Raw genomic sequence first — 23,519 nt, 5'->3', positions numbered from 1 at the left:
GGCGTACTCGTTGAACGCGTACGCCAGGTCCTTGTTCTTGCCCGCCTCCATCACCGCGAGGGAGCTGCCGCCGTTCTCGGAGCTGACCTCACCGCCCTTCTCCCACTGCGGGAGCGCCGCGGCGCGCCAGTCGCCCGACGCCGACTCGACGCCCGAGACGAAGTTGGCGGGCATCCAGGCGCCGATGGCGAGGGTGGCGATGGTGCCGTCGGCCAGGCCCTTGTACCACTCGTCGCTCCAGGAGCTGATGGGCGCCAGGAGCTTCTCGTCGATGAGCTTCTGCCAGACCTCGGTGAAGGCGACGACGCCCTTGTCGGCGGTGAGGTCGACCGTCACGTCGGTGTCGCGGGTCTTGAAGGGGGTACCGCCGGCCTGCCAGATCATGCTGGTCGTGAACCCGGCGTCACCGGTGTCGTTGGTTATGTATGCCTTGGGGTCCGCGGCGTGCAGCGCGCGGGCCGCCTCGAGGTACTCGTCCCACGTGGTGGGCGTGGCGATCTGGTGCTTGTCCAGCACCTTCTTGTTGTAGAAAAGCGCCATCGGGCCGGAGTCCATGGGCAGGGCGTACACGGAGTCGTCGACGGCGACCGAATTCCACGGTCCCGGCGAGTAGTCGTCCTTGAACTGGTCGGCGCCGTACCGGCTGAGGTCCTCGAGGGACTTGCCGAGGGCGAACTGTCCGAGGGCGTAGTACTCGACCTGCGCGACGTCCGGCACACCGGATCCGGCCTGTACGGCGTTCTGCAGGGCGGTGTACTGGTCGTTGCCGGTACCGGCGTTGACCAGCTTCACCTTGACCTTGGGGTACTCCTTCTGGAAGTCGCTGACCACCTGCTTCAGCGTCGGTTCCCACGCCCACACCGTGATGGAACCGCCCTCCTTGAGGGCCGCCCGGAGATCGCTTCCCGATACGGCCTTGTCCGAGCCGGTGTCGTCGGAGGACCCGCACGCGGTGAGGCTCAGCGCGGCCGCGCACAGCAGGCCGACGCCACGCATCGCGCGTCTGGTCATGGTTCTCATAATTGCTTCACTCCGTTGTGGTGAGGGTGGTGCACGAACCGTGGAACGTCCGCACGGGGGTGCGGGGCTGGAGAGGGGTGGAACGCCGCGCCGGTCGAGGGCCGGGGAGATCCGGTCCCGGGGCGCGGAGATTCGGTGGCCGACGGGGCCGGGGAGCGGGTCACCCCTTGACGCTGCCCGCCGCCAGTCCGGACTGCCAGTAGCGCTGGAGCAGCAGGAAGGCGATGATCAGCGGCACGATGGTCAGCAGCGAGCCCGTGATGACCAGGTTGAAGACCGGCTGGCCGCCCGCGGTGGACGCCTGCTCGTTCCAGGCGTTCAGGCCCAGGGTCAGCGGGTACCAGTCCGGATTCTTGATCATGATCAGGGGCAGGAAGTAGTTGTTCCAGGTCTGCACCATGGTGAACAGCAGAACCGTCACGATGCCCGGGGCCAGCAACGGGAGCGCGACACGGAAGAACGTCCGCAGCTCGCCGGAGCCGTCCATCCTGGCTGCTTCCAGGAGCTCGGTGGGGACGGCCTCGGCGGCGAACACCCACATGAGGTAGAGCCCGAACGGTGAGATCAGGGACGGGATGATGACGGCCCATGGCGTGTTGGTGAGACCCATCTTGCTGAACATGAGGAAGGTGGGGACCGCCAGCGCGGTCGCGGGCACGGCCACCGCGCCGATGACGGTGGCGAAGACGGCGCGCTTGCCCGCGAAGTCGAACTTGGCCAGGCCGTAGCCGCCGAGGACCGCGAGGAAAGTGGCTCCGCCTGCGCCCACGACCACGTACAGCAGGGTGTTGAGGAACCAGCGGACGAAGATGCCGTCGTCGTAGGTGAGCGTCTGCGAGATGTTGTCCCAGAGGGCGAAGTCACCGCTGAACCAGAGGCCGAAGGAGCCGAGGAGGCCCTTCTGCGTCTTGGTGGCGTTGATGACGAGCCAGGCCAGCGGCATGAGCGCGTAGAGCGCGGTCAGGCCCATGAGTACCGTGAGCACCACGCTGCGGCGCGGCCGGCCCGCCGTATGGCGCCTGCGCGGGGCGCGGCGGGGCGCCGGGGCGCGGTGAGTGGTTCGCCGGGACGTCTGCTCGGCGGTGAAGGAAGGGGCGCTCATCGCTCACGCCTCCTTTCGCATGCCGCGCAGCTGGACCGCGTAGGCGATGATCATCGTGACGACACCCATGACGAGGGAGACCGTGGCGGCGTAGTTCTGCTGCCGGCCGGAGAAGGACAGCGTGAAGGTGTAGAGGTTTGGCGTGAAGTAGGTCGTGATCGCGTTGGGCGCCAGGCTCTGCAGGATGCTGGGCTCGTTGAACAGCTGGAAGCTGCCGATCACCGAGAAGATCGTCGCGATCACCAGCGCGCCCCGGATCGCGGGGATCTTGACCGCGGTGATGATCCGCCACTGTCCCGCTCCGTCGATCTCGGCGGCCTCGTAGAGGGACTTCGGGACGACACGCAGCGCCGAGTAGAAGATCAGCATGTTGTAGCCGATGAACTCCCAGGTGACGATGTTGCCGATGCTCGCCAGCACCAGGGAGGGTGAGAGCGGGTCGGGCAGCGACACGCCGAAGGCGTCGTTGATGTTCCCCACCAGCCCGAAGCGGGTGCCGTAGATGAAGCCCCACATCAGTGTGGCGACGACGGCGGGTACGGCGTACGGCAGGAAGACGGCGATCCGGAAGAAGCTCTTCCCGTAGAGCCTGCCGCTGTCGAGGGCCAGGGCCACGAGCAGGGCGAGCCCGAGCATGACGGGCACCTGCACCACGAGGAAGAGAGCCACCCGGCCCACGGCTGCCCAGAACTGTTCGTCCTCGAAAGCCCGTTGGAAGTTGTCCAGGCCGACGAACGACGTGCCGCCCACCAACTGATCCCGGAAGAAGCTCAGATACAGCGAGTAGACGATCGGGGCGAGGAACACCAGGGCGAACACGGCCATGAACGGCCCGACGAAGATCCAGCCGACCCGCCCGCGCCGGCTGCGGGAGCCTCTCGCCGGTGGGCGGCGTCCGGTCGTGATCGGCGTAACGGCCGTCATGGGTACTCCTGTTGGTCCGGCGTTGAGCATGGCCCCGGCCGGATGGAGACACCGGACATCGTGGAGGCGCTGTGCTTGAGAAGACCGATGTTTACGTAAACATTCATCGGTGAGAGGATGTTCACACGCTCTCTCCCCTACGGTCAAGGCCGGATTCCCATTCACCCGGACGGGTTTCGGAGATCTCTCCACCACGGATTCGCCTGTCTGGTAGGGCGCGTCACGACGGACACCCCCTATGGCACCGCGTGTCGGCGCCGGCCATCCGAAAGTGGTAGAAATGCCGGTGGCCCGAGCCCTCCGTCCCACGCGATACGAGCCGGACGCGAAGCGGCGACAGGGAGCGTCCCCCTACCGGGTCGTCCTCAGGGCGCACGCGGTGAGAAGACGGCCCGCTGCCGGAAGCGCACCCCCCACACGGTGAAAGGCTCACACAACGACGACGGAGGCAGACGAGTGCAGGGACAGGAACGAGCCATGGACAGGGGCCCTCGCAAGGAAGCCTCCATGGCCGACGTCGCGCGCCTGGCCGGAGTCTCCTCCCAGACGGTCTCCCGTGTGTCCAACGGGCATTCCGTGGTGTCCGAAGACACCCGCGAGCGTGTTCTCACCGCCATGAAGGCGCTGAACTACCGGCCCAACAGCGCCGCCCGCGCCCTCAAGAGCGGGAAGTTCCGCACGCTGGGCGTCATCCTGTTCACCCTGGCCACGACGGGCAACGTCCGCACACTGGAGGCCATTTCCGCCTCCGCGGCGGACGAGGGCTACGCCATCACCCTGCTGCCCGTCGCGACGCCCACCAGCACGGGCGTCAGAGGGGCCGTCACCGTGCTAGGCGAACAGGTCGTGGACGGCATCATCGTGATCATGGAAGTCCGCCTTCTGGACGCTGCCATATCGCTGCCGCCGCACACCCACGTCGTGGTGGCCGACTCCGACGCGGGCGACCGCTACAGCGTCGTGGACACCGACCAGTCCGGGGGCGCCAGGGCAGCCGTGCAGCATCTGCTCGACCTCGGGCACCGCAGCGTGGTGCATGTCGCCGGCCCCTCGGAGTCGTTCGCCGCGCAGCGCCGCACCCAGGCATGGCAGCAGACCCTGGAGGAGGCGGGGCGCCCGGTTCCGCCGCCGGTGGGCGGCGACTGGTCGGCGGCCTCGGGGTACGCGGCAGGTCTCGCCCTGGCGGCGGACCCCTCCTGCACCGCGATCTTCGCGGCCAACGACCAGATGGCTCTGGGCGTCCTCCGGGCCCTCCACGAGCAGGGCAGGCGCGTGCCCGAGGACGTCAGCGTCGTGGGGTTCGACGACATCGCCGACTCAGCCTCGTTCCTTCCGCCGCTGACCACGGTCCACCAGGACTTCGCCGAGATCGGACGGCTCTGCGTGGACGGTGTGCTGCGGCAGATCCGCAGCGAGGCGACGGAACGCGGTACCACCCTGGTCCCGACCCGCCTGGTCGTCCGGGCCAGTACGGCCCCGCCACCCCACGGGTGAACGTGTACTCCCGCTCGCCCGGCGCTCCCTTCAGGCCAGGAACTGTCCTGTTCGCCCCGTAGCGTGCACGGCAGGACCACGTCGCAGAGGAGGACGGACACCGTGACCACCGAGGACCGGAAGACGAGCGCCACCCGCGGGGCGGTCACCGAGCCGCTGCTCCTCGAGCGGGCCGGCCTGCTGGAGGCCTGGCTGGAGGAGCACCACGGGGATTCGGCCGCTCTCTGGCTGAAGATCGCGAAGAAGGGTTCGGGCGTCGAGTCCGTCACGGCGTCCGAGGTCATCGACACCGCGCTCTGCTACGGATGGATCGACGGGCAGCGCAAGTCCCTCGACGCGAGGTACTACCTCCAGCGGATCTCGCCCCGCCGACCGGGAAGCGCCTGGTCCCTCGTCAACGTACGGAAGGTGGAGGCGCTGACGGCCGCGGGCCGCATGCGGGAGCCCGGACTCGCCGAGGTGCGGGCCGCGCGGGAGGACGGGCGGTGGGAGTCGGCCTATCCCTCGCAGAAGGAGGCCACCGTGCCCGCCGACCTCGCCGCCGCACTGGCCACCGAACCACGGGCGGCGGAACGCTTCGACCGGCTCGGCAGGACGGACCGCTACCTCGTGATCCTGGAGCTCCTCAAGGCCCGGACCCCTGAGCTCCGGGCCTCACGCCTGGAGCGCATGGTGGCGAAGCTGGCGTCGGGCGAGAAGACCCCCTGACCCGCTGCCGCCTCTCAGGCGGCGGGGAGCCCGAGGAGTTCCGGTTTCGAGGCCAGCGAGGCGAACCGCCCGGCGGGATCCCCGATCAGCCGACGGGCCTTCAGGTCGAGGATGCCTCCCACCCCTCCGATCTCCGCGGCCACCGTGCCGTCCTCCTTGACGATCCGCTGCCGCATCTCGAAGGTCTTCCCCGTGCCGTAGAGGAGCTCGCAGCTGACACGCACCCTGTCCCCGCCCCGCAGTTCCCGCAGATACTTCACCGTCACTTCCAGCTGGACCGGCCCGATCCCATGGGCCAGCAGCTTCTCCTGGGCCAGTCCGGCCTCCCGCAGGAGCTCCCACCGCGCGTGTTCGGCGTACTGGAGGTAGACCGCCTGGTTGAGGTGGCCCTGGGTGTCGAGCTCATAGCCGCGCACCGTGACTTCGACGGAGTAGGTCATGCACAGCGGAACGCCCACATCCCGCCCCCCATTCCTCACCGTCACGGTGTGCGCACCCTCTTTACGGACCTGTCATGCACCGGTAACTTCCTCGGTGCAAGAGATTGCAGAAAGGTTCTGACAGGAATTGCTGCCAGGACGCACTGCTCGCCCGAACCCCGAGGCGCGTCCGGGTTCTCCGGCGGGATCCTCGCAGCCGCTCGCTGAGCGGCTGTGCTGTTGGCAGCCGCGGTCCACCCGCCCGCGGCCCTCCCCTGGAGACACACCGATGAGACGCACCCCTGTCCGGCTGCTCGAGCGCCCCGCCGCGGCGGCCGTCGCGGCGACGGTGATGCTGGGGCTCCTGACCCCGGCACCCGGGCCTTCCGCCCCGGAGTCGGCCGTGCCCGTGGCCGCCTCGGAATCCACCGCCACCGTCTTCTACTACACGAAGACCAAGAACTGGTCCGCATACAAGCTGCATTACGCGCCCGACGGCGGATCCTGGACCACCGTGCCCGGTGTGGCCATGGAAGCCGCGTGCACGGACTGGGTGAAGCAGACCGTCTCGTTGGGCAGCGCGTCCGGCCTGGCCGCGACGTTCAACAACGGTTCCGGTGTCTGGGACAACAACGCCGGGAAGAACTACGCCCTGGGCACCGGAGCAATCACCGTCAAGGACGGTGTGGTGGCCCACAGCGACCCCTGCGCCGGGACCGGCACGGAACCCGGGGAAGCCCACACGGCCTCGGTCTACTACTCGACCGCCACGGTCGGCTGGACGACCACCAATCTCCACTACCGGCCCTCGGGCGGATCCTGGACCACCGTGCCGGGCGTGGGCATGGAACCCGCCTGCACCGGCTGGGTGAAGAAGTCGGTGGACCTCGGCACCGCCACCTCCATGCTGGCCACCTTCAACAACGGAAACGGCGTCTGGGACAACAACAACGGCGCCGACTACACCGTTCCGGCCGGTCTCACCACGGTGAAGGACAAGAAGGTCACCGCCGGAGCCGGGGACCCCTGTGCCGCCGAGACGCCGGACACCCAGGCCCCCACGGTCCCGACGAAGGTGTCCGCCGGCGCGGACGGGGTGTCCGTCGTGCTGACCTGGGACCCGTCCACGGACGACCGCGGCGTGACGAAGTATCAGGTGACGCGGACGGGCGGCACCAAGGGCACGCTGGTCAGCGACGTCGGCTCCACGGTGTTCTCGGACACCGGCCTGGAGGCGAAGACGGCCTACAGCTACACCGTCAGGGCCGTCGACGCCGCGGGGAACGTCTCGGCGGCGTCAGCCGCGGCCACCGCGACCACCGGGGAGAAGCCGACGGCTCCGGCCTCCGGCAAGCCCCTCGGCACCGACCCGCGGAAGGACCCGATCTACTTCGTGCTCACCGCGCGCTTCAACGACGGTGACGCCGCGAACAACCGGGGCGGCAGCCAGCACGTGAAGTCGGGCAACGCGGCCAACGACGACCCGATGTTCCGGGGCGACTTCAAGGGCCTCGTCGACAAGCTCGACTACATCAAGGGACTCGGCATGTCGGCCGTCTGGATCACCCCCGTGGTCCTGAACCGGTCCGACTACGACTACCACGGTTACCACGGCTACGACTTCTACGAGGTCGACTCCCGGCTGGAGTCCGCCGGGGCCTCGTACCAGGACCTCATCGACGCCGCCCACGCCAAGGGCATGAAGATCTACCAGGACGTCGTCTACAACCACTCCTCGCGCTGGGGCGCCAAGGGCCTGTTCACCCCGACGACGTACGGGGTCCGCGACACCCAGTGGAGCTGGTACTACGACGAGAAGAACGACGGCTTCGAGTACGACGGCCTGACGGTCGAGACGAAGTCGGGGAAGTCGTACTACAACGGCGACCTGTGGTCCACGGCCGAGCCCTCGGGCAACACCTGCGTCAACTGGGGCACCCCCACCCAGTACACCTCGCCGGAGGGCTACAGGATCTACAACTGCCAGTGGCCGAACCCCACATCGGGCATGTTCCCCAAGGCGTACTACCACAACTGCTGGATCGGCAACTGGGAGGGCGAGGACTCCCGTTCCTGCTGGCTGCACGACGACCTCGCCGACTTCAACACCGAGAGCGCGCCCGTGCAGAACTACCTGATCGGCGCCTACAACAAGTACATCGACATGGGCGTCGACGGCTTCCGTGTCGACACCGCCGTGCACATCCCCCGCACCACCTGGAACCGGCGCTTCCTGCCGGCCATCCAGGAGCGCGTCACCCAGCAGTTCGGCACCGAGGCCGCGAAGAACTTCTTCGTGTTCGGTGAGGTCGCCGCCTTCGTCAACGACAAGTGGAACCGCGGCTCGGTCAACCACTCCGCCCAGTTCTACACCTGGAAGGAGCGCAAGGAGTACAGCGCGGACGACGGGAAGGCCGCCCTCGAGATGTACGACTACGAGCAGCAGCAGGGCACCGGCTCCCAGCCCACCTCCACCAACGCCTTCCTGGACGGCAACGCCTACCACGCCCCGGACCACAGCGAGTTCTCCGGGATGAACGTCATCGACATGCGCATGCACATGAACTTCGGTGACGCGAACAACGCCTACAACAACGGCAAGGACTCCGACGACAGCTACAACGACGCCACCTACAACGTCGTGTACGTCGACAGCCACGACTACGGTCCCAACAAGAGCAGCGAGCGGTACGCCGGCGGCACCGACGCCTGGGCCGAGAACATGTCGCTGATGTGGACCTTCCGGGGCATCCCCACGTTGTACTACGGCTCCGAGATCGAGTTCCAGGCCGGCAAGAAGATCGACTGCGGCCCCACCTGCCCGCTGGCGACGACCGGGCGGGCGTACTACGGCGCGCACCTCGCGGGAGACGTCAAGGCGTCGGACTTCGGCACCGTCGACTCGGCGACCGGCGCGGTCGCCGACACCCTGGCGAAGCCGCTGGTCAAGCACGTGCAGCGGCTCAACCAGATCCGCCGTGCCGTGCCCGCCCTCCAGATGGGGCAGTACTCCACGGAGGGCATCACCGGCTCGATGGCGTACAAGCGGCGCTACACCGACACGGCGAGCGGCACGGACAGCTTCGCGCTGGTGACGGTCTCGGGCAGCGCCACCTACACGGGGATCCCCAACGGCACCTACAAGGACGCCGTGACCGGTGACACCAAGGTGGTGACGGGCGGCACGCTCTCCGTCCCGGCTCCGGGCAAGGGCAATCTGCGGGTGTACGTGCTCGACCTCGGCGGCAGGAACGCGGCCCCGGGGAAGATCGGGACGGCGGGTGCCTACCTGAAGTGAGCCTTGGTGTGACGGGCGCGCGGGCGCGTCCGTCACACCCGTCCGCTCTCACCGTCCGCCGTCCACCCGTCGCAGGGTGCGCAGCAGGTAGTCCTTGCGGTTCAGCGGATCACGGTCGGTCCTCGGCCTGTGCGGAACAGGTCCGTCGACCGGCCTGTAGTCCTCGAACGCGGACTCCAGCATCCCCTCACCGCGTGTCATCCCCGGCAGCAGCTGCTGCAGCTCATGGACGCGGGCGGCCGGGATCACGCCCTCCACCGTGCAGACACCGGCGTGTGTCACCGGTGGCCCCGGCACGGCGCGCAGCCGAGCGAGGACCGGCACGAGCGGGCCCAGCGCGTCGGCCGGGAGCTCGGCACGGAAGCGGTGCATGGGCTCGTACACCGCGGTCCCGGCCCGCTTCAGCGCTTCCATCAGCACCAGCGGCGTCAGATTGCGGAAGTCGCCCGCCGTACTCGACATGCTCTTGTCGAACACGGCGTGCGAATGGCTCTGCCGGGGCCAGTAGCCGGAATGGGTCATGGTGACCGTGCAATCGGTGACCCGCCATCCGTGAATTCCCTGGCCGAGCGTTTCCTGCACGGTCTCCTCCACCGCCCGCATCAAGGCGTACGGCATGGAGCCGAGCTCCACCTCCCGGCGGAATTCCACCCCGCTGCCGAAAGCGGCGGGCTCCACCCGGAGTCCGACCGTGGCGAGAAAGGGATTCGGCTCCTTGTCGATGAACTCGACTGCCGCACCTGTTCCCGCCGGCCGTTCCAGACAGATGGTCGTCGTCTCCCGGAAGCCGACCTCGATGCCGTACTCGTCCGCCAGAGTCGCCTGGATGACCTCCTTCTGCACCTCGCCGTAGAGCGACAGGGACACCTCCTGACGGAGGTCGTCGCGGCGTACGCCGATCAGCGGGTCCTGCTCCGCCAGGTGTCCGAGCGCGATGTGCAGCGCCCCCCTGTCCTCATGGCGGCACGGGGTGACGACGGTCTCCAGGGTCGGCGGGGCGAAGTGGGCGCGCGCCGGCTCCGTGGCCGGTTCGCCGATCATGTCCCCGATCCGGACGGTGTGGAGACCGCGCAGCCTGCCGATCCGTCCGGCGGAGAGCGAGGGCCCACGGACATCCGTACCGTTGTCGAAGACGGTGATGGCCGAGATCTTGCCCTCGCGGCCCTCCTCCTCGCCGTCGCCCCGCAGCCGGACGCGCTCACGGGTGCGTACCGTTCCGGCGAACATGCGGGCGTAAGCGATCTTCTCCCCCGCCGGGCCGCGCTCGACCTTGAAGACGGTTCCAGAGGCCGGCCCTTCGGTGTCCTGGCCCGTGGCGGGCAGGAACTCGGCGATGCCGGCGGTCAGTTCGGCCACGCCGGCGCCGGTGGCCGCGGACCCGAAGTACACGGGGTGCACCAGGGCCTGCCGGGTCTGCGCCGCCAGCCGGTCACGCAGCCGGTCGTACGTGACGCCTGCCGAACCTTCGACGTATGCCTTCAGGAGGTCGTCGTCGTGCGTGGTGAGCAGGTCGGTCAGCGCGGTGGCGAAACCCCGGTCCGCGGCGGTGAACGGCCTCGTGCGGGCACTCCTGGTCCCCAGGCCGACGGCCGCGCCCATGGCGACGACCGCGGGTGACAGCCGACGCTCGATGTCGGCCAGGACGCCTTCGTACCGGGCGCCGGCACGGTCGGTCTTGTTCACGAACACCAGTGTGGGAATCCGCAGGCGGCGCAACGCCCGCATCAGGATGCGGGTCTGGGCCTGGACGCCCTCCACGGCGGACACGACGAGAACCGCACCGTCGAGCACGCCGAGGACCCGTTCCACCTCGGCGATGAAGTCGGGGTGGCCGGGGGTGTCGATCAGGTTGACCGTGACGCCGTCGACGGCGAAGGACACCACGGCGGACTTGATGGTGATCCCTCGCTGCCGCTCCAGGGCGAGGGTGTCGGTCTGAGTGCTGCCTTCGTCGACGCTGCCGACCGCGTCGATGACTCCGGCGGTGTGGAGCAGCCGCTCGGTCAGGCTCGTCTTACCGGCGTCGACATGCGCCAGAATTCCCAGGTTCAATGTGTGCACTGAGCTTCAGGTCCTCGAGATAGGTGTGAATTCCTGTCTGGGTGGACACAGAAGCTCGGCGCATGAACATCTCCCTGGTTGACCAGCTGGTGCCGGAATTACAGCAGGCCGCCGCTCCAGGGAGCAATCGATTAATTCCCCAGGTGCGGGAAGCGCAGTTCGGTACGGCTGCGCGCGGTGTCGCCGGGGCGCAGCACGGTGCTGGGCAGGTCCGGCCGGTTGGGTGAGTCGGGCAGGTGCTGGGTCTCCAGGCAGACCGCGCCGTGCCGTTCGAGGCGGCGGCCGGTCGCGTCGGTGAAGGAGCCGTCGAGCTGGTTGGCGGTGTAGACCTGGATGCCGGGCTCCGTCGTCCACACCTCCAGGACCCGGGCCGCGTCCGGGGCGGTCAGACGTGCGGCGCGGCGCAGGCCGCCGCCGGAGTCCCGCAGGACCCAGGAGTGGTCGAAGCCGCCGGCGGCGCGCAGCTGTTCGTCCTCGGCGCCCAGGCGTTCCCCTAGGACGCGGGGTGCGGTGAGGTCGAACGGGGTTCCGCCGACCTCGGCCGGTGGCCCCAGGGGGATGCCGTCGTCGTCCACCGGCAGATAAGAGTCCGCGTCGACCTCCAGGCGGTGGCCGAGGACGTCCTCGTGTCCGGCCAGGTCGAAGTAGGCGTGGTTGGTGAGGTTGACGACCGTGGGTCGGTCGGTGACCGACGCGTAGTCGATGGCCAGGGTGCCCGCCGTGTCGAGGGTGTACGTGACGGTGGCGTCCAGCGCCCCGGGGAAGCCCATGTCTCCGTCGGGACTGTGCAGGGTGAGCCGTACGGACACGCTGTCGTCGGTCCGTTCCGATGCCGCTTCCCACACCTTGGTGTGAAAGCCGTCCGGCCCTCCGTGCAGGGCGTGGCCCCGGTCGTTGGCGGGGATGTGGTGCTCGGTGCCGTCCAGGACGAAGCGGCCGTGGGCGATGCGGTTGGCGTAACGGCCGACGACGGCACCGAAGTAGGGGTGCTTGGCCGTGTAGTCGTCGAGGGTCGTGAGCGACCGGACGACGGAGGCGGTGGCGCCCGTGGTGTCCGGCACGGAGAGGCGGTGCAGGGACGCGCCGTAGGTGAGAATCTCGGCACGGACACCCGTACCGCTGTCGAGGGTCCACAGGTCGGTCCGGGTCCCCTGGGCGGAGCCGAACGGGGTGCGGTGCACGGTGGGGCGCGGCATCAGAGATCCTCGGTGTGGCCGGAGTCGGGCCCGGGTGTGGTGGATTCGCGAACGACGAGGCGGTAGCCGGGGCGTGGCCTGCGCGGTTCGGCGACGGGTTCGCCCGAGAGCTGTCCGACGAGGCTGTCGACGGCGAGGCGGGCGATGGCTTCCTTGTCGGGGGCGATGGTCGTGAGCGTGGTGGTGGTGTAGCGGCTCTCCTCGATGTCGTCGAAGCCGACGACGGCGATGTCGTCCGGGATCCGTAGGCCGCGTTCGGTGATGGTCCGCATCGCGCCGATGGCGATGAGGTCGTTGTACGCGAACACGGCGTCGGGCCGGTCCTCCCGGTCCAGGAGCTGCGCCATGCCGGTGGCGCCGTCCTCGCGGCCGTAGCCCTCGGTCACCACGACAAGGGATTCGTCGGGTGTGATGCCGGCGGCCGCGAGTTCCTCGCGCCAGCCCCTCAGCCGCAGGTGCGCGGGCTGGCGTTCCTGGCCGGTGCGCGAGCCGAGGAAGGCGATCCGCCGGTTGCCCTGGGCGACGAGGTGGCGCACGGCCGCGCGGGCCGCCGCCACGTTGTCGATGGCGATGTGGTCGTACGGCGCCTCGTACTCGCGCTCGCCGAGCAGGACCAGCGGCGCCGTCTCGGTGCGCGCCATGAGGTCCTCGGTCTCCAGGTGGATGGGGCTGAGGATGAGGCCGTCGATCACATGGGACCGGAATCCCTGGCTGACCAGGAGCTCCTTCTCCCTGAGGCCGGCGGTGTGGTCGACCAGGACCGTGTATTCGTGCCGGGCGGCGGCGTCGATGACCGCTCCGGCGAGTTCCGCGAAGTACGGGTTGCCGAATTCGGGGACGGCGAGGGCGATGATGCCGGTGCGGCCCTTGCGCAGATGGCGAGCGGTGAGGTTCGGCCGGTAGCCGAGCTCGTCGATCGCCTGTTGCACCTTGGCGCGCATGGCGGGTGTGACGTGCTGATAGTTGTTCACCACGTTCGACACGGTCTTGATGGACACGCCTGCCCGTTGCGCAACGTCCTTGAGGCTGACGCCCACGGCACTCCTTGGTTCGGCTCGGCTCGACTTGGCTCTGTGCCCGGCCCTGACGGGCCGGCTCGTCGTCAGGTGCTTCTGCGATTGCGCGCGAGATAGCGCTGCGCCACCACGACAACGATAAGGAAACCGCCGCTGACCACCGACTGGTACGAGGAGTTGAGCGAGCCGATCTGGTTGATCAGGTTCTGGATGACGGCCAGCAGCAGGACGCCCCAGAGGGTTCCGCTGATGGATCCGGCACCTCCGACGAGGAGTGTGCCGCCGATGACGACAGCGGAGATCGCGTCGAGTTCCATGCCCACGCCGACGATGGTGACGCCGGAGGACAGCCTGGCCGCGTTGAGGGCGCCGGCGAGGCCGGCGAGCAGGCCGCTGAGCGTGTAGACGAGGATCTTCGTACGCGCGACGGGGAGGCCCATCAGGGTGGCCGCGTCGCTGCTGCCGCCCACGGCGAAGAGGGTCTGCCCGAACGAGGTGCGCTGCAGGACGAGTCCGCCGGCCCCGAAGAGCACCACGGCGATGATGATGGGGTAGCCGAAGCCCCAGACGCTGCCCTGGCCGAGCTCGCCGAAGGCGGAGTCCTTGGGCACCAGATAGGTGGTGGCGCCCTCGTCCGTGAGGGCGAGCAGCAGACCGCGGGCGCCCAGCAGTGTGGCGAGGGTGACGATGAAGGGCGCCATGTTCCCCCGGGCGATCAGGAACCCGTTGAGCAGGCCGATCCCTCCGCACACCACGAGTGGGAGCAGCAGTGCGGCGAGGAATCCGTACTGCGAGGCCCAGGCCGCGAGGACTCCTCCGAGAGCGAAGACCGATCCTACGGAGAGGTCGATGCCGCCGGTGATGATGACCATCGTCATGCCGAGTGCGACCACGGCGAGGAAGGACGCCTGGATGGTCACACCGCGGGCGTTGTCGAGAGAGGCGAAGGTCGGGTAGATGAAGGAGGCGGCGATCACGACGGTCAGCAGGACCGCGAGGACGCCCTGGCGTTGCAGGAGTTCGGCGGCGCGTTGCAGGCCGGTCTGCTCGGGCCCGGCGGCGGGGCGGGCCGCGGGGGTCTTCGTCGGCACCGGGGCCGGGGCGGCGGTGACGGGCTTGGTTTCGTTCATCGGGACCGACGCTCCCGGGCGACGTAGACGGCGGCGATGATGATGGCCGCCTGGGCGATCTGTGCGGTGGAGTCGGGCAGGTCGTGCTTGACGAGCGTGGCGCGCAGGAGCTGCATGAGCAGGGCGCCCGCTACGGTGCCGAGCACCCGGACGGAGCCCCCGTTGAGGGGAGTGCCGCCGACCACGACCGCCGTGATGGCGGAGAGTTCCATGAGGGTGCCGAGCGAGGACGGGTCGCTCGCGGTGAGCCTGGCGGTGGCGAGGATGCCTGCGAGGGCCGCGAGCACGCCGCAGAGTACGTACACGCCTATGAGGACCCGCTTGACGGGCAGTCCGGCGAGCGCGGCGGCGGAGCGGTTGCCGCCGACGGCGACGACCTGCCGGCCGAAGGTGGTGCGCTGCACCAGGAATGCGACGGCGACGGCGAGGACTCCGGCGATCAGGACGACCAGCGGAATGCCGAGGAAGGAGCCGGTGCCCAGTGACAGCAGGTCGGGGTTGACGATCTGCTTGAGCTGACCGTCGGCCATGACCAGGGCTAGTCCGCGGCCTCCGACGAAGAGTGCCAGCGTGGCCACGATGGGCTGCAGCCCGACGAGGGAGACGAGGGCGCCGTTGACGGCTCCGACGACCGCGCCGGCCAGGAGGGAGACGACGAGCGCGGGTACGAGCCCGTATCCGAGGTAGAGCGGGAGGAAGGCGGCGGCGAGCGCCATGGTCGAGCCGACGGACAGGTCGACGCCCTCGGTGCCGATGACCAGGGCCATGCCCAGGGCGACGATGACGATGGGGGCGACCTGGACGAGCTGGGTGCGGAAGTTGTCCGCGGTCATGAAGTGTTCGGTGAACAGTGCGTTGAAGAGCAGCACCACCGCCACGGCCACGTAGACGCCGTACCGCTGGTACCAGACGGGGTCACGGAGCCGGGCCAGTGGGCTCGCGGACTTCTGGGGCTGGTCGCTCTTCGCGGGCGGGGCGACGGCGGTCTGGGTCATCGGGGGTCCTCCTGGGCGGCCGGCTCCGGTGCGTGGTCGGCGAGTACTTCGAGCAGCCGGTCCTCGGCCACGTCGTCGCCCGACAGCTCACCGGCGACCGCTCCGCCGCGCAGGACGACGATCCGGTCCGCGCCCTCGATGAGCTCCTCGATGTCGGAGGAGATGAGCAGGACGGCGAGGCCCTCACCGGCGAGGTCGTCGATGAGGCTCTGGACCTCGGCCTTGGCTCCGACGTCGATGCCCCGGGTGGGTTCGTCGAGCAGGAGGACCTTGGGTTCCAGGCAGAGCCAGCGGGCCAGCAGGACCTTCTGCTGGTTGCCGCCGGAGAGTTCTCCGACCTTCTGCTCGGGGCTCGACGCCTTGATCCGCAGGCGCTTCATGAAGATGTCGACGATGCGGTCCTGCTTGGCGCGCGAGACGACTCCGGCCCGGGAGAGGCGGGGCATGGCGGCCAGCACGATGTTCTCGCGGACGGAGAGGCCGGGCACGATGCCTTCGGCCTTGCGGTCCTCGGGCAGCAGGCTGATGCCGGCCCGGATGGCGGCGGCCGGGGTGAGGCGCTTCAGGGGGGTGCCGTCGACGGTGATCTCGCCCGCGTCCAGGGGCAGCGCACCGGACAGGGCCTTCGCCGTCTCGCTGCGGCCGGAGCCGAGGAGACCGCCGAGGCCGAGCACTTCGCCCGCGTACAGCGACACTGATATGTCGTGGAGCTGGAGGCGGCTGGAGAGACCGGTCGCGGTGAGCACGGGTGTACGGGCGGCCTCGTGCCCTTCCGCGGCGAAACTGGTGACGCCCGAGCGGCGTACCTCGGAGAGGTCGCGGCCCAGCATCATCGACACGAGCTGCATCCGGTCGAGGTCGGCGAGGTCGCCGGTGTGGATGTGGCGTCCGTCGCGGAGGACGGTGACGCGGTCGCAGATCCGGTAGAGCTCGTCCATGCGGTGGCTGACGTAGAGGACGGCGATGCCCTTGTCCCGCAGGTTCCCGATGACCCGGAAGAGGGTCTCGACCTCGCGCGGTTCGAGCGAGGAGGTGGGCTCGTCCATGATGACGACCTGGGCGTTGACGGACACGGCCCGTGCGAGGGCGACCATCTGCTGGGTGCCGACACCGAGGGTGTGCAGGGGGCGCCGGGGGTCGACGCGCATGCCGAACCCGTCGAGGAGCTCGCTCGTCTCCCGGTGCATGCGGGCGAAGTCGATGAGCCCGAAGCGGTTCCTGGGTTCGCGGCCCAGGAAGATGTTCCTCGCCACGCTCATCAGCGGGACCAGGTTGACTTCCTGGTAGATCGTGGAGATTCCGGCCTGCTGCGCCTCGAACGGCCGGGCGAACCTGACCGGTTCACCCGTCATCCGGAGTTCGCCCCCGTCCGGCCGGTAGACACCGGTCAGCACCTTGATGAGGGTGGACTTGCCCGCGCCGTTCTCCCCGACCAGCGCGTGGGTCTCCCCCGCGCGCAGGGAGAAGGTGACGTCGTCGAGGGCGACGACGCCGGGGAACCGTTTGCTCACCGAGCGGGCTTCGAGCACGGTGGAGGCCGTGCTCCCGGCCTCCTCCGGTGCCTGAGGTACTGCTTCGGGTGGTGCCATGGGTGTTCTGGGCCTTCCGCTGTCCAAGGATGAGGGCCCGGGGGCCGCCGTGGCCCGATGAGCGCCACGGCGGCCGGGGCCGTTGGGTTCAGGAGCGGATCAGTACGCCCCGCCGAGCGATTCCTTGGCGTTGGTCTCGTCGTAGGCGCGGTCGGTGATGATGACGTTCTCGGGGATCTCCTCGCCGCCGTAGAACTTCTGGGCGGTCGCGAAGGCCAGCGGTCCGAAGCGCGGGTTGGACTCGATGACGGCGTTGTACTCGCCGTTGACGAGGGCCTGCACGGCGTTGCGGGTGCCGTCGACCGAGACGATCTTGACGTCCTTGCCGGGCTTCTTGCCGGCGGCCTTCAGCGCGGTGACGGCTCCGAGGCCCATCTCGTCGTTCTCCGCGTAGACGGCGGTGATGTCGGGCTTCGACTGGATGAGCTGCTCCATGACCTGCTGGCCCTTGTCACGGGCGAACTCGCCGGTCTGCTGGGCGACGATCTCGATACCGGGCGCCTCGGCCTTGATCTGGTCGACGAAGCCCTTGGTCCGGTCGGTGGTCACGTTGTTGCCGGAGGCGCCGAGGAGGATCGCCACCTTGCCCTTGCCGCCGGTCGCCTTGATCATGGCGTCGGCGGCCCGCTTGCCCTGCTCGACGAAGTCGGAGCCGAGGAAGGCCACATAGTCCTCGCAGGCCTTGGAGTTGACCTTGCGGTCGACGGTGAGGACGGGCACCTTCTTCGCCGCCGCGGCCTTGAGCGCCGGCTCGAGACCGTCGGAGTTCAGCGGCGCGATGATGAGGAACTGGGCGCCCTGGGAGAGCATGTCCTGGATGTCGCTGATCTGCTTGGACAGCTGCGACTGGGCGTTGGTGGTGAGCAGCTTCTTGACGCCGATCTTGGCGGCCTCGTCCTTGATCGACTGGGTCTCGGCGATACGGAACGGGTTGGCCTCCTTCTCCGACTGGGAGAAGCCGACCACCGCGTCCTTGAGGTCGATCTTGGGTGCGCCGTAGGTCTGCAGCGAGCAGCCGGGACCGGAGGCGGCCTCGGGGGACTTGGCCGCCTGTGCTCCCTGGCTGCTGTCACCGCCCGCGTTGTTCGAGGTCTCCGACTTCGAGCAGCCGGAAACGGCCAGCGTGGCGGTGGCGGCGAGCAGGCAGGCCGCGGCGAGGGTACGGGATCGACGCTGGATCATCATGCGCGGGCGCTCCTTGGCGAGGTGACGGCACGCTGTTCGGCGTGCGGTCGGGCATGGCGGGACGGTGCATCGGCCGCTCGGCGGCAGATGACGCTGTATCCCTCACGACCCCGCTTCGAGCTGCGGAAACTACGGTCGTGAGGGCCTGTGCGGCCTCTCGGCGGCTCGGTTTACAACGTTATATAGGCGAGGCGGCGCAGGCGGCAAGAGAGTTGTCGATGCGTTTCCAAAATGTGTCGCCCCGAGGCACGGCCCCCCCACGCACCCGGCCACCGTGGAGCTACCGCACCAGGTGCTGCGCCACCCCTGGACACCGGCTTGACCGCGTGCTGTCATACCGCCGACATCACTTTCCAACGTTGCAAGTGAGTTGTCGTGCCGTCAGGCCCGGATGCGGCAGCCACCTTCGCCATGCGCCGACCCGGTCCGGGCCGGTCACCCCACCCCTGTCCGGCAGAGCAGAAGCGGAGTCCCCACACGATGCCCCTGAACCGCAGACAACTCATGACCGGCGCTCTGGCCACCGTCGCCGCGACCACCGCGGCCGGCCGCTGGGCCACCACCGCGACCGCCGCCGAGGGCCTGATGGCCGCCGCGCGCGGCGGCCACTACTCCCCCAACGCCGCTCCGCTGCACCCGACGGCGTTCCTGAAGCTGCCTCCCGGGCAGGTCACCGCCAAGGGCTGGCTCGCCGGGCAGCTCCGGCTCCAGCTGGACGGTCTCTGCGGCCGCTACGAGGAGTTCTCGCACTTCCTCGACTTCGAGTCCTCCGGCTGGGTCCGCCCCGACCGAGGGGGCTGGGAGGAAGTCCCCTACTGGCTGCGCGGATACACCGACCTGGCGATCGTCACCGGCGACGCGACGGCACTGGCCGGCGCCCGCCGCTGGATCGACGCGATCCTCACGACCCAGCAGTCCGACGGCTTCTTCGGACCGAAGGCCCTGCGGACATCACTCAACGGCGGCCCGGACTTCTGGCCCTTCCTGCCCCTGATCCAGGCGCTTCGATCGTGGCAGGAGTACAACGGCGACAACCGGGTCATCCCGTTCCTCAGCAGGTTCTTCCGGTACATGAACGCGCAGGGCCCCGGCGCTTTCGACACCAGCTGGATCGCCCTGCGCTGGGGCGACGGCCTCGACAGCGTCTACTGGCTGTTCAACCGCACCGGCGACACCTTCCTGCTCGATCTCGCCGACAAGATCCACCGGTACGGCGCCGACTGGGGCGACAACCTGGTCAACCCGCACAACGTCAACATCGCGCAGGGCTTCCGTGAGCCCGCCCAGTACGCCCTGCGCAGCGGCTCGCAGCAGGACACGCGGGACACGTACGGGACGTACGCCAAGGCCATGGACCAGTACGGCCAGTTCCCCGGTGGCGGTTTCGCCGGGGACGAGAACGCCCGGTCCGGACACGGAGACCCCCGGCAGGGCTTCGAGACCTGCGGGATCGTCGAGTTCATGGCCAGCCACCAGCTGCTCACCCGGATCACGGGCGACCCGCTCTGGGCGGACCGCTGCGAGGAGCTGGCCTTCAACTCGCTGCCCGCCTCGCTGGACCCGTCGGGGAAGGCGATCCACTACGTCACCAGTGCCAACAGCGTCGACCTGGACAACGTGCCCAAGCGGGACCGGCAGTTCCAGAACGGCTTCGCCATGCAGGCGTATCTGCCGGGTGTCGACCAGTACCGCTGCTGCCCGCACAACTACGGCATGGGCTGGCCCTACTTCGTCGAGGAGCTCTGGCTCGCCACCCCGGACGGCGGCCTCGCCGCGGCGATGTACGCGGCCTGCGAGGTCACCGCGAAGGTCGCCGACGGCACGGAGGTCACCTTCACGGAGGAGACCGACTACCCGTTCACGGACACCGTCACGCTGTCCCTCAAGTCCCCGAAGCCGCTTCGCTTCCCCCTGGTTCTGCGCGTGCCGGCCTGGTGCACCGAGCCGGACGTCCGCGTGAACGGCAAGCGGGTCGCCGCCCCGGCCGGCCCCGCCTTCACCCGGATCGAGCGGACCTGGGCCGACGGCGACAAGGTCACCCTGCGCCTCCCCCAGCGGACCACCGTGCGCACCTGGACGGACAACCACGGCTCGGTCAGCGTGGATCACGGGCCGCTGACCTACTCCCTGCGCATCGGGGAGTCGTACGAGCGCATCGGCGGCACCGAACAGTTCCCGGAGTACGCCGTCCACGCCACCACCCCGTGGAACTACGGCCTCGTCCTGGACGGGGCGCGGCCGGCGTACTCTCTGCGCCGCCGGTCCACCGGGCGCGCCCCCGGGGACAATCCCTTCACCCTGGAGGGCACCCCGCTCCTCATGACCGCCCGCGCCCGCCGCATCCCCGAGTGGAGCGCGGACGACGAGCACGTGGTGGCGCCCCTCCAGCAGAGCCCCGCCCGCAGCGCCGAGCCGGTCGAGGAGGTCACGCTCGTCCCGATGGGCGCGGCACGGCTGCGGATCACGTCCTTCCCGACGGCGAGCCCGGACGCGGCCCCCTGGCTCGCGGACCGCTGGTACCGGATCGGCAACCGCAATTCCGGCAAGGTGCTGGGCGTGGACGGCATGTCCACCGCGAACAGCGCCCACGTCGTCCAGTTCGCCGACACCGGGACCGCCGACCATCTGTGGCGGCTCGTGGCCAACGGCGACGGCTGGTACCGCATCCGCAACCAGCACTCCGGCAAGGTGCTCGGCGTGGACCTCATGTCCACCGCGAACAGCTCCCATGTCGTGCAGTTCGACGACAACGACACCGCCGACCACCTGTGGCAGCTCGTGGCCAACGGCGACGGCTGGTACCGCATCCGCAACCGCAACTCGGACAAGGTGCTCGGCGTGGACGGCATGTCCACCGCCGACAGCGCCCACGTCGTGCAGTACGACGACAACGGAACCTCCGACCATCTCTGGCAGCTGCTCTGAGCAGCAGCCCCCGCCGGCCCTCCGCACCACTCCCCGCGCCGCTCCGGTGCGGGGAGTTCTTCCCTCATCGAGGAGATTCGGGAATGAAGTCAGCACCCGCACCACGCCGTCGCACCTGGTGGAGACGGTTAACCGCCGGCTCCGGCCTGCTGGCCCTGCTCGCCACCGCGCTGGTGGGAGCCGGGACAGCCCCTGCGGCGGCCGCGCCCGCCGCCTGGACACCGAAGCCGGCACCCATGACGACGCCCTGGACGAACCAGGTGTCCGTCGACAACCCCCTCCCCGAGTACCCGCGCCCGCAGCTCACCCGCCCCGACTGGGCGAATCTCAACGGCATCTGGGACTTCGCGGTGACCGGCCGTGACGCCGGCCAGCCTGCCTCGTTCTCCGAGCAGATAAGGGTCCCGTTCGTCGCGGAGTCCTCGCTCTCCGGCATCAAACGGAAGATCACCGAGAACGACAAGCTCTGGTACAAGCGCACCTTCACCGTGCCGTCGAACTGGAATGGCCGCCGCGTCGTGCTCAACTTCGGCGCGTCCGACTGGCAGAGCACCGTCCTTGTCAACGGCACCCAGGTCGGCGCCCACAAGGGCGGCTTCGACTCGTTCTCGTACGACATCACGCCCCAGCTCAACGGCGGTACGAACACCGTCGTCGTCTCCGTGTACGACCCGACGCAGACCGGCGGCCAGGCCGTCGGCAAGCAGCGCATCAATGACGTGAACCCGCATGCGGGCGGCGGCATCTTCTACACCGCGGCCTCCGGTATCTGGCAGACGGTCTGGCTGGAGCCCGTCGCGGCGTCGCACGTCACACGGCTGGACATGACGCCGAACCTCGGCAACAGCACGCTGCGGGTGAAGGTGCAGGCGGCAGCCGCCGGCGGCCGGACCGCCCGGGTCACCGTCTCCAGCGGGGGCACCGTCGTGGGTACGGCGACCGGGGCGCCCGGCGCGGACATCTCCGTGGCCGTGCCGAATCCCCGGCTGTGGAGCCCGGACGACCCGTTCCTCTACGACGTGCGCGCCGAGCTGCTCGACGGAACGGCCGTCGTGGACACCGTGGGCAGCTACGCGGGCATGCGGTCCATCGCCGTCGCGAAGGTCGACAACGTCCTGCGCCCCGTCCTCAACGGGAAGTTCGTCTTCCAGACCGGCACGCTCGATCAGGGCTACTGGCCCGACGGCATCTACACGGCACCCACCGACGCCGCCCTCAAGTCCGACCTCCAGGCGCACAAGGACCTCGGATTCAACATGGTCCGCAAGCACATCAAGGTCGAACCGCAGCGCTGGTTCTACTGGGCGGACAAGCTGGGCCTCCTCGTCTGGCAGGACATGCCCGCCATGGACACCGGGAAGACCCCCGACGGTGCGGCACGGACCCAGTGGGAGGCCGAGTACCACGCGATCATCGACCAGCACCGGAGCTCACCGTCGGTGGTCATGTGGGTCAACCAGAACGAGGGCTGGGGGCAGTACGACCAGGCCAGGATCGCCGACGAGGTGAAGGCCTACGACCCGTCCCGGCTGGTGAACAACATGAGCGGGGTCAACTGCTGCGGCTCCGTGGACGGCGGCAACGGGGACGTGATCGACAACCACGTGTACGTCGGCCCCGGCAACACGGCGCCCACCGCGACCCGGGCCGCCGTCCTCGGCGAGTTCGGCGGACTGGGGTACAAGGTCCCCGGCCACGAGTGGTATCCGGGCGGCGGCTTCAGCTACGAGGACCAGGCGAGCGTCGGCGCTCTCAACAACCGGTTCGTCGGCCTCCTGGACGCCATCCGGGTCGGCCAGTTGCCGGCCGGGCTCTCCGCCTCGGTCTACACCGAGATCACCGACGTCGAGAACGAGGCGAACGGTCTGCTCACCTACGACCGCCAGGTGGTCAAGGTGGACACCGCACGGGTGAAGGCCGCCAACCAGGCCCTCATCCAGGCGTCGAAGACCCCCGCACCGCCGGTCACCCTGCCCACCGGGCAGTACAAGTCGCTCCGGGTCACCACGCCGGGGCACACGAACAAGTACCTGCGCCACTACGACCAGCTGGCCTTCACGGAGGTGGTCGACAGCGGCAGCGCGGCCGTGCTCAAGAACGACGCCACCTGGAAGGTCGTCACGGGTCTGGCGAACAGCAACTGCTATTCGTTCGAGTCCCGCAACTATCCCGGTGAGTACCTGCGTCACCGGGACTTCCGGGTCCGCCGCGACGCGAGCGACGGCTCGGCCCTCTTCAAGGCGGATGCGACCTGGTGTGCGCTCGCGGGCACGGGCGGGGTCAGGCTCTCCAGCGCCAACCTGCCGGGCAGCTATCTGCGCCACATCGACTCGGAGGTGTGGCTGGCCACTCCCGGCGGCGGTCACGCGTGGGACAACGCGGCCACCTTCACCGAGGACACCACCTGGGCCGTGGACGGCCCCTGGGCTCCCTGAGCCACCGGGCCCGGTGCCGGCC

General features: G+C 69.2%; 16 protein-coding genes. 5 read left to right on the top strand and 11 right to left on the bottom strand.

Features of this window, described 5'->3' with window-relative positions; translation table 11 throughout:
• The 3 genes from ACFWFI_RS22785 to ACFWFI_RS22775 all read right to left on the bottom strand — a co-directional run.
• Positions 1–1,020: ABC transporter substrate-binding protein (locus tag ACFWFI_RS22785; RefSeq protein ID WP_387393235.1), on the bottom strand; the 1,020-nt coding region annotated here is incomplete at its 3' end.
• 160 nt (positions 1,021–1,180) lie between these two features.
• Complete coding sequence (locus ACFWFI_RS22780) at positions 1,181–2,122, bottom strand: carbohydrate ABC transporter permease (RefSeq protein ID WP_387393232.1); 942 nt, start codon at positions 2,120–2,122, stop codon at positions 1,181–1,183.
• A 3-nt stretch (positions 2,123–2,125) separates the two neighbouring features.
• Positions 2,126–3,046: a carbohydrate ABC transporter permease gene (locus ACFWFI_RS22775; protein WP_387393229.1), complete on the bottom strand. Its 921-nt coding sequence runs from the start codon at positions 3,044–3,046 to the stop codon at positions 2,126–2,128.
• 507 nt (positions 3,047–3,553) lie between these two features.
• Here ACFWFI_RS22775 and ACFWFI_RS22770 point away from each other — a divergent pair.
• Together ACFWFI_RS22770 and ACFWFI_RS22765 are read left to right on the top strand one after the other, a co-directional pair.
• Positions 3,554–4,540: a LacI family DNA-binding transcriptional regulator gene (locus ACFWFI_RS22770; protein ID WP_387393226.1), complete on the top strand. Its 987-nt coding sequence runs from the start codon at positions 3,554–3,556 to the stop codon at positions 4,538–4,540.
• A 156-nt stretch (positions 4,541–4,696) separates the two neighbouring features.
• A complete protein-coding gene (locus ACFWFI_RS22765) occupies positions 4,697–5,248 on the top strand; it encodes a YdeI/OmpD-associated family protein (RefSeq protein ID WP_387393238.1) in 552 nt (183 codons plus the stop codon).
• Positions 5,249–5,262: 14 nt separating this feature from the next.
• On the opposite strand, the gene ACFWFI_RS22760 is transcribed toward ACFWFI_RS22765, so the two are convergent.
• Entirely contained in the window at positions 5,263–5,688 is a 426-nt protein-coding gene (locus ACFWFI_RS22760; protein WP_387393223.1) for an acyl-CoA thioesterase, read from the bottom strand.
• A 268-nt stretch (positions 5,689–5,956) separates the two neighbouring features.
• Between ACFWFI_RS22760 and ACFWFI_RS22755 the strand changes: the two genes are divergently transcribed.
• Positions 5,957–8,965, top strand: coding sequence for a carbohydrate binding domain-containing protein (locus ACFWFI_RS22755; RefSeq protein ID WP_387393220.1), 3,009 nt, complete (start codon positions 5,957–5,959; stop codon positions 8,963–8,965).
• A 48-nt stretch (positions 8,966–9,013) separates the two neighbouring features.
• Here the strand turns inward: ACFWFI_RS22755 and ACFWFI_RS22750 are convergent, their stop codons facing one another.
• The 7 genes from ACFWFI_RS22750 to ACFWFI_RS22720 all read right to left on the bottom strand — a co-directional run bounded on the left by ACFWFI_RS22750 (position 9,014) and on the right by ACFWFI_RS22720 (position 18,137).
• A complete protein-coding gene (locus ACFWFI_RS22750) occupies positions 9,014–11,026 on the bottom strand; it encodes a GTP-binding protein (RefSeq protein ID WP_387393217.1) in 2,013 nt (670 codons plus the stop codon).
• A gap of 131 nt (positions 11,027–11,157) precedes the next feature.
• Positions 11,158–12,222, bottom strand: coding sequence for an aldose epimerase family protein (locus tag ACFWFI_RS22745; RefSeq protein ID WP_387393213.1), 1,065 nt, complete (start codon positions 12,220–12,222; stop codon positions 11,158–11,160).
• Positions 12,222–13,259 (bottom strand): LacI family DNA-binding transcriptional regulator, encoded by a 1,038-nt coding sequence (locus tag ACFWFI_RS22740; RefSeq protein WP_387393211.1) that lies wholly within the window; start codon positions 13,257–13,259, stop codon positions 12,222–12,224. Before ACFWFI_RS22740 ends, ACFWFI_RS22745 begins: the two co-directional genes overlap by 1 nt.
• Positions 13,260–13,324: 65 nt before the next feature.
• Positions 13,325–14,368, bottom strand: coding sequence for an ABC transporter permease (locus ACFWFI_RS22735; protein ID WP_387393208.1), 1,044 nt, complete (start codon positions 14,366–14,368; stop codon positions 13,325–13,327).
• Positions 14,365–15,363, bottom strand: a complete 999-nt coding sequence (locus ACFWFI_RS22730) for an ABC transporter permease (protein WP_387393206.1) — start codon at positions 15,361–15,363, stop codon at positions 14,365–14,367. Before ACFWFI_RS22730 ends, ACFWFI_RS22735 begins: the two co-directional genes overlap by 4 nt.
• Complete coding sequence (locus tag ACFWFI_RS22725; RefSeq protein WP_387393203.1) at positions 15,360–16,952, bottom strand: sugar ABC transporter ATP-binding protein; 1,593 nt, start codon at positions 16,950–16,952, stop codon at positions 15,360–15,362. Before ACFWFI_RS22725 ends, ACFWFI_RS22730 begins: the two co-directional genes overlap by 4 nt.
• 99 nt (positions 16,953–17,051) lie before the next feature.
• A complete protein-coding gene (locus ACFWFI_RS22720) occupies positions 17,052–18,137 on the bottom strand; it encodes an ABC transporter substrate-binding protein (protein WP_387393200.1) in 1,086 nt (361 codons plus the stop codon).
• 480 nt (positions 18,138–18,617) lie between these two features.
• Here ACFWFI_RS22720 and ACFWFI_RS22715 point away from each other — a divergent pair, with 480 nt between their 5' ends.
• Both ACFWFI_RS22715 and ACFWFI_RS22710 read left to right on the top strand, forming a co-directional pair.
• Positions 18,618–21,062 (top strand): RICIN domain-containing protein, encoded by a 2,445-nt coding sequence (locus tag ACFWFI_RS22715; RefSeq protein ID WP_387393197.1) that lies wholly within the window; start codon positions 18,618–18,620, stop codon positions 21,060–21,062.
• An 83-nt stretch (positions 21,063–21,145) separates the two neighbouring features.
• Positions 21,146–23,497 (top strand): AbfB domain-containing protein, encoded by a 2,352-nt coding sequence (locus ACFWFI_RS22710; RefSeq protein WP_387393194.1) that lies wholly within the window; start codon positions 21,146–21,148, stop codon positions 23,495–23,497.
• Positions 23,498–23,519: the final 22 nt, after the last annotated feature.

This window comes from Streptomyces sp. NPDC060209, assembly GCF_042728155.1.
GTDB lineage: Bacteria > Actinomycetota > Actinomycetes > Streptomycetales > Streptomycetaceae > Streptomyces.
This window is presented reverse-complemented; position numbering and strand designations above follow the sequence as displayed.